At 42.1% G+C, this 12085-nt stretch carries 10 protein-coding genes; 5 read left to right on the forward strand and 5 right to left on the reverse strand.

What is annotated here, in order from left to right; genetic code table 11:
• The coding region (locus tag A4S05_RS42725; protein WP_218107991.1) for a hypothetical protein at positions 1-339 on the forward strand (339 nt) is incomplete at its 5' end.
• A 225-nt stretch (positions 340-564) separates the two neighbouring features.
• Here A4S05_RS42725 and truB read toward each other — a convergent pair.
• Positions 565-1449, reverse strand: a complete 885-nt coding sequence (gene truB / locus A4S05_RS29020) for a tRNA pseudouridine(55) synthase TruB (protein WP_069073245.1) — start codon at positions 1447-1449, stop codon at positions 565-567.
• A gap of 259 nt (positions 1450-1708) precedes the next feature.
• On the opposite strand from truB, the gene A4S05_RS29025 reads away from it, so the two are divergent.
• Together A4S05_RS29025 and A4S05_RS29030 are read left to right on the forward strand one after the other, a co-directional pair.
• Positions 1709-2218, forward strand: coding sequence for a hypothetical protein (locus tag A4S05_RS29025; protein WP_069073246.1), 510 nt, complete (start codon positions 1709-1711; stop codon positions 2216-2218).
• A gap of 512 nt (positions 2219-2730) precedes the next feature.
• A complete protein-coding gene (locus A4S05_RS29030) occupies positions 2731-3744 on the forward strand; it encodes an alpha/beta hydrolase (RefSeq protein WP_069073247.1) in 1014 nt (337 codons plus the stop codon).
• Positions 3745-3875: 131 nt separating this feature from the next.
• On the opposite strand, the gene A4S05_RS29035 is transcribed toward A4S05_RS29030, so the two are convergent.
• The 4 genes from A4S05_RS29035 to A4S05_RS29050 all read right to left on the reverse strand — a co-directional run bounded on the left by A4S05_RS29035 (position 3876) and on the right by A4S05_RS29050 (position 10170).
• Positions 3876-5618: a hybrid sensor histidine kinase/response regulator gene (locus A4S05_RS29035; RefSeq protein WP_069073248.1), complete on the reverse strand. Its 1743-nt coding sequence runs from the start codon at positions 5616-5618 to the stop codon at positions 3876-3878.
• A 290-nt stretch (positions 5619-5908) separates the two neighbouring features.
• Positions 5909-6382: a response regulator gene (locus A4S05_RS29040; RefSeq protein ID WP_069073249.1), complete on the reverse strand. Its 474-nt coding sequence runs from the start codon at positions 6380-6382 to the stop codon at positions 5909-5911.
• A gap of 52 nt (positions 6383-6434) precedes the next feature.
• Positions 6435-8756, reverse strand: coding sequence for an ATP-binding protein (locus A4S05_RS29045; RefSeq protein WP_084227314.1), 2322 nt, complete (start codon positions 8754-8756; stop codon positions 6435-6437).
• A gap of 301 nt (positions 8757-9057) precedes the next feature.
• The gene (locus tag A4S05_RS29050; protein WP_069073250.1) at positions 9058-10170 is read right to left on the reverse strand and encodes a precorrin-8X methylmutase; all 1113 of its coding nucleotides are present in this window, start codon (positions 10168-10170) and stop codon (positions 9058-9060) included.
• A gap of 484 nt (positions 10171-10654) precedes the next feature.
• On the opposite strand from A4S05_RS29050, the gene A4S05_RS42730 reads away from it, so the two are divergent.
• Both A4S05_RS42730 and A4S05_RS42735 read left to right on the forward strand, forming a co-directional pair.
• On the forward strand, positions 10655-11209 hold the full coding sequence (locus A4S05_RS42730) for an ISAzo13-like element transposase-related protein (RefSeq protein ID WP_218107992.1): 555 nt from the start codon (positions 10655-10657) through the stop codon (positions 11207-11209).
• A 22-nt stretch (positions 11210-11231) separates the two neighbouring features.
• A complete protein-coding gene (locus A4S05_RS42735) occupies positions 11232-11858 on the forward strand; it encodes an ISAzo13 family transposase (protein WP_218107993.1) in 627 nt (208 codons plus the stop codon).
• The last annotated feature ends 227 nt before the right edge of the window (positions 11859-12085 follow it).

Consider the following 12085-nt stretch of genomic DNA (forward strand, 5'->3'; position numbering starts at 1 on the left):
CTTGTAAAGGGGAGGGAACTAGAATTTATTGTTTCCCCTGATGATCTTGCTTATTACGAGTCTCTCCAGCCTCTTGCAAAGGGGAGGGAACTAGATTTTCGTGTTTCCCCTTATGTTCTTGCTTATTACGATTCTCTTCAACCTCTTGCAAAGGGGAGGGAACTAGATTTCTTTTTCCCCCCTTTCCAAGGGGGGACTAAGGGGGGTAATTCAACTTGTGTGTACACCGTAGTTATTAAGGGGGGGAACCGGAAGAACATATATCATATCAAAGTCCCCCTTTTTAAGGGGGATTTAGAGGGATCAAGATATATGCAACTTCACATTAAATTGGTTTAACAAGAAAGAATTCAGGGGTCAGGAGTCAGAATTGAATTATGTGCAAGGGTAGCGAGTCCGCGTACCCTTACAGCTAACAAAGTAAGCTAGCTACACCCAATGTCTCGTAGAGAACATCTTGATTCTTACCGGAGCTAACGGAAACGTCTCCGGCTCCACTCCTAAATTCTGAATTCTGTTAGCGGATAGCTAAGGTTTAGCCCATTCTGACTCCTGAATTCTTCTTCAAGAAATTGGTTCAAAAACCATTTGCGGAATTAACACTTCATCTTGTAATTCTCCAACACCCAAAAAGCGAGTCTCTTCTTCATAAACTCGCACCATCCCAGTAATATCAGAATTTAGAGAAACTCGCTGACCTTGACACCATTTTTGAGCAGATGTTGCTGGTAAATTCACAGACAACAAATGTTGTAACGCTGCATCAGGGGCAAGAGGTTGAAATGTCCCGGCTTGCAGTTTAGTTTCTAAGTCGCTCAAAGTGAGACTATCTGTTAAATCGAAACCACTGCTTTGGGTGCGGATTAAAGCCGCAAGAGTGCCACCGGTTTTTAAGATTGCACCTAAGTCACGAGCGATCGCTCTAATATATGTACCAGATCCACATGCGATCGCAACATCCAATTCGGGAAAATCTCCTTCTCTCCAGTCCAAAATTTCTATGCGAAAAATTTCCACTGTCCGCACTGGAACTTCCACTATTTCACCTTTACGTGCTAAATCGTAGAGGCGTTTACCATCTACTTGAATTGCACTGTAACTCGGTGGTATTTGCTCAATCTTGCCTTCAAATTGTGCCAGTACAGTTTTCACCTCTGCCAAACTCAATCCAGCACAAGGTTGAGAATTGATGATTTCACCTTCTAAATCATCGGTTGTAGTCCGCACACCCAGGCGAATCGTAGCCTTGTAAGCTTTGTTTTCTGGGAGATATTGCAATAGTCTTGTGGCTTTACCAAGTGCGATCGGTAAAACCCCTGTAGCGGCTGGATCTAAGGTTCCCGCATGTCCTACACGTTTGAGGCGCAATAATTTTCGCACCCGCGCTACGCAGTCGTGGGAAGTCCAGTCAGATGGTTTGTTTAAGTTGAGAAAACCTTGAAATAACACAAAATCAATACTTACAGCTTCTAAACTCTATTAAATACTTATTTAATGCTCAAAGCATTAATATTTGGTAATCAAGGCTTAATTAAGCATTAATTTATACACATTAACTAGACTAAATACATTCTCTAAGCACTTTACCGAATAATGCACAAAAAGCGCAGATAACGCCGAGCATGTACAGTAAATACCACGATGTCACTTATAAGTGACAATACATATTATTGTAATCAATAAAGAAATTTTATAGAAAATTCATAAAATGAAAAAAACAATCTTCACTACTACATTAATTCTTTGTTCTATGTTGATTGCAAGTTGTGGCGATGGCAATACTGCTTCTCAACAAAATCAAGTTAATCAAGCAAAGACTGCAACAAGTACTCCAGTTAATTCTGAATCTATTTCTGCAAATAAAGAAAAGATAGATAATATCGAAGCTAGCAAAAAAACTAGTAATTCAACATCAAATGAAAAAACACCTATTAAAAACAATAAAACTAATGAAGTTCCTAACGATAAACCGACATTGGGTACTATCAAAGAGATGCAAAATGGAGACTTAAAATGTTACGTTACTGTTATCGACGAAAATGATAAATTACATGAAGGTGTCGGTGCAACATTTGATGTTTGCGAACCAGAGAAATACGTCAATAAAAAAGTACGAATGTATTATCAGATAGAAAACGTCAGTGATTGCCAAAGTTCTGAACCTTGTGGGAAAACAATCAAAGAATGGCTAATTAGCAAGATAGAAATTCGAGATTAAGAATCACAAGATTTATTTTTAAACGCACCGCGGCACTCCCTACCCTCAATCTACTCATAGGGTAGGGGTTGGAGCAGATGACAACGATTGCACCTTTGACTAATATCGACCTATTCTCGCTACAAGAACAGAGGTCAACCCCTTCTCCTGCAAAGACGCTGCGTGAACTGGGAATTAAAAGTAAGGTTCGCAGACTCAGCTAAAACTGGTTAAGATTTCAACTTTGCCCTTGATAAAAGGGCTAAAAGTCTTTTGAAAAAAATTTTTGAAGAAGAATTCAGAAGTCAGAATTCAGGAGTCAGAATCAAGACGCTCTCTACGAGACGCTTCGCGAACGCTATCAGTCGGGGATTCAGACCCGCGACTGATTGAAGACCACCCAATTTTCAATTTGGTGGGGGTCTTAAACCCAATTATTCATCCGCCAGTCATACAGAAAACATTGCTGAATTCTGACTCCTGAATTCTGTTTGATAAAATAAGTTGATATCTGTAAATACGACCGGGAATCAATGAAAACTGGCATTCAAAAAACAGCAGAAATTCTAGAGCAAGTTCACCAATTAGAATCTACACTGGGTCTAAAGAATGAAGCCTGTCGTTCCAAATTTTTGATTCACCCTGACTTTAGATCAAAAGTTTTTTTATTTTTGCATGGTTTTACAGCAGGCCCTTACCAGTTCGAGCCGCTCGGTAAAGCCTTATTTAACACCGGATATAATGTTTTAATTCCTTTACTACCTGGTCATGGACGCTCCGGTGACTGGAGGCATCAAAACCCTCCACCTCTGCCAACAGATATTAAGATTTATCAAGAATTTGTAATTAAATGGTTAGAGATTGCAAAAACGTTAGGTCAAGAAGTTGTGATTGGTGGATTATCGACTGGTGGAACTTTAGCTGCTTGGTTAGCTTTAGAGCATCCTCAAGAGATTGACTGCACCTTATTGTTCACGCCTTATTTGGGTAGCCGCTACTCACTATTCGATTTACTTATAAAAATCTTGCCAATTTACTTTGAATGGTTTAACAAAGATGCACCTGGTAATTTTGGTTATAAAGGTTTTCGTCTTAAGGCATTACGGATATTTCTTGAATTGGGATATCAGGTTTTAGAAAAGGCTCAAGGCTGTGTTTCTGCCCCTATCTTAATGGTATGTAGTGAAGCAGATCATGCTGTTAATCGCTCGAAACAGCAAGATTTTTTCCGAAGAGTACTTAAGCAGCAACCAAAATCTTGGTATTACTGTTTCGATGATTCACTTCAAATTGAACACCGAATGATGACGAAACTGGAAGACAATGATTATGAGGAACTGATAATTACCCTTGCGAAAGCATTTGTTGAGAGTGATTTGACTTGGCTAGAGTTTGAGCAAATGGCAGCGCGGATCACGCAGGGACATGCCTATGACCAAATCATGCGAGAACTCAACTTTGATAGGCAAGTTTCTCAACAGCTATCTGCAATGATGACTCAAGCTTTTGGCTGTGAGGATCTCAAATGCATCAATCCAGATTCCTAGTGAGCATCCCAATTTTGCAAAAAAACGAAGAGACTCAAAAAATATGTTTAGTCCAGTATGGACATTAGTCGCTTTCGAGCGATCGCTATAAATTTCTGCCGCAGATATGTATAAAAATAACGATCATTTCGTCAGTGTTTAGATGTGTTTGCCCTGATTGGGAATGCCTTCGGTAAGTTGACTGTAACTTTAGTTCCTTGCCCCACTTCACTAGACAAGGTAATATTACCACCATGTAACTCAACACAACCTTTAGCGATCGCTAACCCTAAGCCTGTACCAGGAATTGTGTCAACGTTACTTCCACGACTGAAGGATTGAAACAAATTTTCTTGATCTGCTATCGGGATACCAATTCCCTGATCTTTGATGTAAAAGATTACTTCTGATTCTTTAGTGATGAGGTGGAATTCCACAGTACCTCCATCTGGAGAGTACTTAATTGCATTGGATATTAAGTTAATAAAAATTTGCTGTAAAAGTCCGCGATCGCCCCAAAATTCCTGGTTTTTCCCAGTAATTTTAAAAATCAATTCGTGGCGATCGCCTGCTGTTTCCCGCTCTTGTTCTATGAGGTCGGAGAAAAAATGTAGTAAATCGAGTGGGATTGGTTTAAACTTGGGTTTTTCTAGTTCAAATTGGTTAACCAGAAGCATATTATCCACAAGTTTGGACATATACCTTGCTTTCTGTTCAATGATTCCCAAAAACCTCTGTTGTTTAGACTCATCTAGTTGCTGACTATGTTTTACCAAAGTTGATGCAGCAGCCAAAATAGAAGTTAGCGGCGTTCGATACTCATGGGAAACCGTTGCAATGATTTGGGATTTAAATACATTGAGTTGCTTTTCTTTGGCAAGGGCTGCTTGAGTTTGGGCTAACAATTCCGCCTGTTGAATAGCGATCGCTAGTTGCACTGATACTTCATTGAGCATTTGGGCATCATCAGTTTGCCAGTGTCGTTCCCCAGAATTATGGTGAGCAATCAATAAACCCCAAAGCTTGGGCGTTGGGTTCCCATTATTACTCAGATTAATCGGAACCACCAGATTTGCTTTAGTATTAAATTGCTCTTTTAGGCTGACACAATTACACAAGCCAAGTTCATAAATATAAGGGATTGGGGATTGGGAATTGAAAGGCAGAGGGGCAGAGGGGCAAAGGGGCAGAGGGGAAAGACCTACTGCAACTTCTCCCCTGCTCCTCTGCTCCTCTGCTCCCCTGCTCCCCTGCTCACCAGTCCCCGCCCCAATGCGATCGCACAATTCGACAGTGCGGTATGATTCAACTGATGAGGCAACTATATTACCGTCTGCATCTGGGGCGAACTGATAGACCATAACGCGATCGCACTTCAGAAGTTGCTGTACCTCGGCTACAGCCGTATTCAAAATTTGCTCTAAGTTAAGAGACTGGCGAATTCGTAAAGCAGTCGTGGCAATTAGGCGCTGTCTATCTTGAGTTTTCTGGAGTTGGGCTTGCAAGCACGATTGCTTAATGGCATTGCGGACTGCTAGTTGCAGCACATCCTGTGTCAAATGTTGCTTGACTAAATAATCCAAAGCACCCCGTTTCATTACTTGCACAGCAACCTCTTCATCGCCACGCCCTGTCAACATAATCACGGGGACAGAAGTCTCAAATATCTCCTGCTGCATCTGATCGAAGAGTTCTAACCCACTCATATCAGGTAGGCAAAAATCCAGCAGAATGACATCGCAGCGGACTTTTCGGCACAAAGCAAGTCCATCTTCGGCACAATCTGCCTCCAAAATCTGGTAGGACTGGTGCGGATCTTTCAAAAGATACCGACGATAGATTTTTCGATCTGCGGCACAATCATCGATGATGAGTAGCGTCCGTATGTCCAACATAAGGTTATGAGGATCAGGGAGTCATATAGATCCCTTTTATCCAGATTGTGTTTTTATTGCATAATTCTAAAAATAATATAAAATAAGTATAAATAAAATCTAAATTCTTTAGTAATTCTAAAGCAATACAAGCAGTCGAGCATCGGTAAAAAACAGGAAAATGGGGAAAACACATATATCAGAGACAAGCAGACACAGTGACTCAAAGAGGAAAATGTCGCTGTGTCCTCTGAGCCGTCTCCTTAGTTATCCCATTGTCCCTACTGCCTCATCAGCAGAAAATAAACAAATTAATCCAAGACGGGTGGCGTATTGGCTTCAAGCCAGTAGTCCACAAATGCCTGGATCGTCTTTTTTAATTCCTGAGCATCCATCGGCTTTACCAGATATCCATTTGCGCCCTTTTGGTAGCACAATTCAATATCCTTGGGGTTAGATGATGTGGTAAAAACAACGATGGGAATTCCCTTGAAACTCTTGTCTTGCTTGAGCCGATCTAAAATCTCACGGCCATCAATACCTGGCAGATTGAGATCGAGCAAGATCACAGAGGGTCGTAATGCTACTTTAGAGTTGGGTAAGTTTTCGCCCTTAGCGTAGGCATCTTTCCCCTGTTGATAGAGGAACTCTAAAACCTCATCTCCATTAGTACAACGGTGTATGGGGTTTTGGACAGCCATGCGCCGCATGAGGCGTTGCAGCATCCGAAAATCTTCATTGCTGTCCTCAACAACGAGCAGCGGTTCATGAAGTTTTTTTGTCATTCGTGGTCTTAAAAGAGCTTAACAAAAATACATATTTAGTCATTATCTTAAACTATTCCAGCGTAAAATAGAACATTGAGCCAACGCCGAGGGTAGATTCAACCCAAATTTTACCGTTGTGAAGCTCAACAATCTTCTTAACAATAGCTAGTCCAGCACCCGCTCCTCCACCGTATTTTTCCTGGGAATGAAGCCGCTTAAATAATCTAAAAATGGTTTCTAGGTGATGCTGTGGAATTCCAATACCGTTATCGCGGATATAAAAAATTGGGGATTGGGGATTGGGGATTGGGGATTGGGGATTGGGGATTGGGTTAAGAAAACTCTTCCCTAGTCGCCAGTCCCTAGTCGCCAGTCCCTCATCTAAGTAGCCAATCTCAACCCATTGCTCCGCTTTATCGTTGTATTTGAAGGCATTACTAAGCAAATTACTGAAGACTTCATTAACGAGAACTCGGTCACATCGAATTGTTGGTAAAGGCCGAGGAATGCGAATATCCATCAGCCCAGAGTCTTGGCGACTAGCACGAAAGACTTCAATTACTTGGGTGAGTAATTCGTTGAGATCAGTTGCTTGCTCTCGCAGGTGCGCTTGTCCTAACTGCGAGAGTCGCAGCAAAGCATTAATGAGAGTTTCCATGCGTACAGACAATGAGACTACTGTTTGCAAGCACTCAATTCCTTCATCATCTAATAGTTGACCATAGTCTTCTAGCAGTACTGTCGAGAAGTTATAAATTCCCCGCAAAGGTTCCTTGAGATCATGGGAAGCGGCGTAGGCAAAGGATGCTAGTTCTTGATTGCTGCGCTCTAACTCCAGGTTGATTTTAGCTAACTCATCTGCCTTTGAGAGTACAATACCAACGATCGCATTATTGAGAGCGATCGCACTATCAAGTTCACACGCTTTCCAAGGCAGAGAAGTTAATCTAACCGTTTCTTGCCATTGTTCAAAAGATTTTCGTGGAGATAAGGTATAGCTACCATCTGCCTTGGTTTGAATAGATTCCTGTGGATTTCCTGCCCAGTGTACCGTTTGGAGAACTTCAGGACGAAACCAAAGGATGTAATAGCGGCGAACTTTAGAAATCCGCAGTAGCAGCAAACCACTCGCAGTATCTTTAAATCTCAGCGCTTCTGGGTAAAGCTTCGGCAGAGAATCAGTGGAAAACAAGTTGTCACTAACTTGGGTATCCGCCCATTCAATGAGCGCCCGAACTTCATCAATATTTGGTGTTGTTCCCACAAGAGTAATTTCATTATCCAGACAAACTGCCGCTCCAGAGGCACTAACAAGATCGAGCAAGCGGATTTCAGGTTTAATTAGAGCATCGATAAAATTGTCTGCTTGGGAAATAGATTCAAGGAACTCGGACTGTAGCGATTTGAGTTTTACCTTATAATCCCATTCTGAGTGACTAATTTTGTGCGCTAATTCTGAAGAGACGATTTGTCCCAAAAATTCGCACATCTTGCGGACTTCGTAAGAAATATACTTTGGTGTTTGATGGTGACAGGATATTAATCCCCAAAGCTTCTGCTCTTGAATGAGCGAAATCACCAAAAGAGCTTTTACTCCCATGTTTTGATGATATTCTGCACAACACCAATCAAAACTCCGTAGTAGACAGTAGCTTAAGTCAAGATGCTGATGTGTTGTCGGGTTTTCCGTTGGAACTAGTTTGACAGGTTCGGCAGTCAAATCGGGGAGAAATCGGAGAAAGCAGCGTGTGTATAACTCCCTAGCCTGAGCCGGAATGTCTGTAGCGGGATAGTGGAGTCCTAAATAAGGTGATAAATCTTCCCGTTTGACTTCTGCAACAACAGAACCCGCTTCTGACTGGTCAAATTGATAGACCATCACCCGATCAAAACCAATGATTTTTTGGACTTCTTCAGCTACCAAATGCAAAAATTCTATCAGATTGGATGTGCTTTGCATTTTTGCGATCGCTTCACCCGCCAAAGTATGGAAGCTTAAGAAACTCAACTCCGATTTTGAGTCAGTCGGTTCTAGCTCCAAAATCACAGCCTCTTCTGTACGATGAGCAATAGCGTCAAAGTATCGTTCACCATGCAAGGTATTTATTAATACTTTAAAAGCATTAGCACTGCCAATTTTTTTCACCAAGCACTGCTTAACAGTTTCCACTTGCAAAGAGTTAAGTAAATAGCTCAAAGGTTTACCAAGTAAATCTTCTGGCTCTTTGCCCAAATATGCTTGGGTATTGTTGCTAACTTGCAGTATCTCTAGCTGAGTACTGAGTGCTAATAGAATACCATGAGGTTGAATAGAGCCAGGTATGTGAATAGGTTTGCGATCGTGGTTAGTCAGGGCTGTTGCTTGGGCTGTAGTATATTCAGGCTGGCTCATAACTGAACTTATGTAAAGCTGACTTTTACAATAGCGCAATTAAATGTCACATTTCTTTAAAGTATATGCCGATAAGTTATGAATGCGATCGCATCTCAACTGTACTTATTACGGTTACAGCAGATTGCAAGTTAATGAAGTACAAAAATACCCCACCCTAACCCTCCCCTTGCAAAGGGGAGGGAACTGGATTTCCGGTTTCCCCCATTTGCAAGGGGGGATTAAGGGGGGTAAAAGATGTACTTCATTTAGATGCAAAATGCTGTATTACCTTAAACAGCAAGAAATCTTTGTCAATTGTTCAGCACTCATTGAGATAACAATGACAATCTGGCTTATCAATCAGTGATTCCACCAAAGCATTTAGGGCAGTTGCAGCTAAAGCGCCACCTCCCAAAGTTCCTTCAACTGTAATATAAGGTATCCCTTGTTGCATCAGTTGTCGCTTGGCTGCGGGAGCATGGCTAAAGCCAATGGGCATTCCTATTACTAGTGCAGGCTGAATTTTCTGGTTAGCGATTGCTTCACAAATTTCTACAAGTACTGAGGGAGCATAACCGACTACCAGCACACAACCCGGACTTACTTGCTGCAATTTTTCTCGCCATTGTCGATGTTGCCAAAAAGCGAGTTCTGCTTCTGTGGCGGTGGTAATATGAGGGTTATCAATCAAGGTTTCAATGCGGCATCCCAAGTGAACTAATCGGGTTTGATCTAAAGCAGCAGCAACCGTTTGGGTATCGACAACAATTTGACAACTTGAAGATAGAGCTGCTCGACTAGCTGCGATCGCACCTCGACTCAATTTGACAAAGGACACCAAACTGACATCGCCACAAGCCAAAACCAACTGAGAAATTAGGTGTTGTTCAATTTCTGAACGGTGAGACAAATCAGGTAGTAAACGTTGTAGCGATTCAGTAAAAGCTTCTGAATGGGTATGAATTTCGGCATCCAAGCCACTCCACAGATTTTCCAATCCCCCCAATCCGGCTTGGGTTTCGACATCCAGTAACTTCAGTTGTGCTAAAACTTCCGCCTGGATAATTTGACAATGGCGATCGCGCCCCAATAATCCTTCTAATGCTGATGCAGTTTGCCGCAGTTGAGAAATTTGTTGCATCACCGCCCGATATTGTTGCTGGAGTTGTCCCATGAGGTTAACAGTTGTATCCGCCTCTGGTTCAACTTCCAAAATATTGCGGATGTGGTTTAGCTGAAACCCTTGCTGCTTCAATGCTACAATCCGTTGCAACCGGAGGATATCTTTTTTGGTATAGAGACGGTAATTGCTAGGCGATCGCACTGGTTGCGGTAGGAGTCCCAATTGATGATAATGGCGTACCATCCGCGGAGTTAAACCGCCTCCTACTGCATCAGTGAGTTCTTTAATGGTTAAGCAATCAGCATTCATGATTTACAAAAAAGCAGGAGTTAGGAGGCAGCAGGTTAAGAGTATAAATTAAAACTAAAGTTGCTGGGTTTAGAGCCAGGTTTCAAGAAAGAATTATGTTAGATGAACTTGAGCAAGCTTTGGCTAAATATCCCGGCCCTTACAAACAGACTATAGGAATCCGCTTTGATTTCTGAACGAATTTGCGTAGACAGGCAATAGGCAATCTTGCTACAGGCAACAGGAAAGAGGGCTTCTCAATACTTGTCGGGTTTTGGGGAAAAGGGGAAGGTGGGGCCCCCTCTGGGGATAAGGGGCGGGGGGAAGGGGAAAGAAAAAACCTTTAACCTTTACCCTTTAACCTTTTCCCAAAACCCAATTCCGAGTTAAAAATCCAAAACCTGAGCAGTATTGGAGGGCTTCTTAGGAACGTGGATTTAATAAGATCCAGAAATTGAGGATGCAATGATAGGCTGAAGTTATCTATAGGTATCCTGTGTGTAATATGAATTCCTACTCATCCGAAGTCGAAGCAAAAATGCAACGTCTTTACCAGTCCTTGTCAGAGAAAGATCGTCGTCGTTATGCAGCGATTGAAGCTCTAAAACTGGGATGGGGGGGAATTAACTACATCAGTCAACTATTTGGGTGTGATGACGACACCATTCGGTTTGGGTTGAAGGAACTGGAAGATGAAACAGCGATGAACATGAGTGAGATTCGTCGCAGTGGAGGAGGACGCAAGTCTAAGGTTGAAACTATCGAGGGTCTAGATGCAGCATTTCTAAAAGTAGTTGCTGAATATACGGCAGGCTCACCAATGGATGAAACAGTGAAATGGACTAACCTAACTCGACAAGAAATCGCTCTGCTTTTGACTGCGGAGGGAATCAGTGTTAGTGTCACCGTCGTAGACCAACTGCTTGAACGTTACCACTACCGTAAACGCAAAGCCCAGAAACGGCTGGCAACAGGGGAACATCCACAGCGCAATGAACAGTTTGAAAACATTGAACACATATCATTGTGTCTTATCAGGCCGCAGGCAATCCGGTTTTGAGCATGGATACAAAAAAAAAGAATTGATTGGAAAGTTGTATCGTCCGGGACGAATGTATACAACTGAAGAGATTGAGGTATTCGACCATGATTGGAAATCTCTGGCAGATGGAGTGGCTATTCCACATGGCTTGTATGACCTGACACAAAACGTTGGTTACATCCAGATTGGTACTAGCCATGATACGGGTGAATTTGCCTGTGATTCCATTCGCTATTGGTGGCAAAACTATGGCGCGGTGCATTATCGGTCGGCGAGTTCGATTCTCCTGATGTGTGACGGTGGTGGCAGCAATAGTTCCCGACAATATTTGTTCAAACAAGATTTGCAAGCCTTGGTCAACGAACTCGGTATTGAAATCCGCATTGCTCACTATCCCCCTTACACTTCCAAATACAACCCTATTGAGCATCGGCTGTTTCCACATCTGACCCGTGTTTGTCAGGGCGTGATTTTCGATTCGGTCGAAATGGTTAAAAACTTGATGGCAAATGCCAAGACCCAAACTGGTCTGAAGGTGTTTACAACTATCTTGACTCAGGTATATAAAACAGGTCGCAAAGTCACAGGGGATTTCAAGCAAACGATGAAAATTGTGTTTGATGATTATTTGCCCCAATGGAATTATACTGCCAAGCCACAGGTGTGATAATTCTGGATCTTATTTAATCCATATTCCTTAGTTGTACTGAGTTTTTTCACCAAATCAAATATGAGTCCTATATATTGATTTATATCAAATCCATTGGCCTCAAAACCTTTTCCTTTTCCCCAAACCGTATTGCCCAAATTTCTCACTAATAGTGTGGGAGGAATTGAGAATGGGCGCTTACCAGCCAGCGCAAAGTGCAACGCAGCGCATTGGTGTCAACTTAA

The organism is Nostoc sp. KVJ20 (assembly GCF_001712795.1).
Taxonomy (GTDB): Bacteria; Cyanobacteriota; Cyanobacteriia; order Cyanobacteriales; family Nostocaceae; genus Nostoc.

Coding starts and splice junctions, on each gene's coding strand:
- A4S05_RS29050 (WP_069073250.1), bottom strand. CDS start 10,170: ATGAATGCTGATTGCTTAACCATTAAAGAACTCACTGATGCAGTAGGA.
- A4S05_RS29025 (WP_069073246.1), top strand. CDS start 1,709: ATGAAAAAAACAATCTTCACTACTACATTAATTCTTTGTTCTATGTTG.
- A4S05_RS29030 (WP_069073247.1), top strand. CDS start 2,731: ATGAAAACTGGCATTCAAAAAACAGCAGAAATTCTAGAGCAAGTTCAC.
- A4S05_RS29045 (WP_084227314.1), bottom strand. CDS start 8,756: ATGAGCCAGCCTGAATATACTACAGCCCAAGCAACAGCCCTGACTAAC.
- A4S05_RS29040 (WP_069073249.1), bottom strand. CDS start 6,382: ATGACAAAAAAACTTCATGAACCGCTGCTCGTTGTTGAGGACAGCAAT.
- A4S05_RS42730 (WP_218107992.1), top strand. CDS start 10,655: ATGAATTCCTACTCATCCGAAGTCGAAGCAAAAATGCAACGTCTTTAC.
- A4S05_RS29035 (WP_069073248.1), bottom strand. CDS start 5,618: ATGTTGGACATACGGACGCTACTCATCATCGATGATTGTGCCGCAGAT.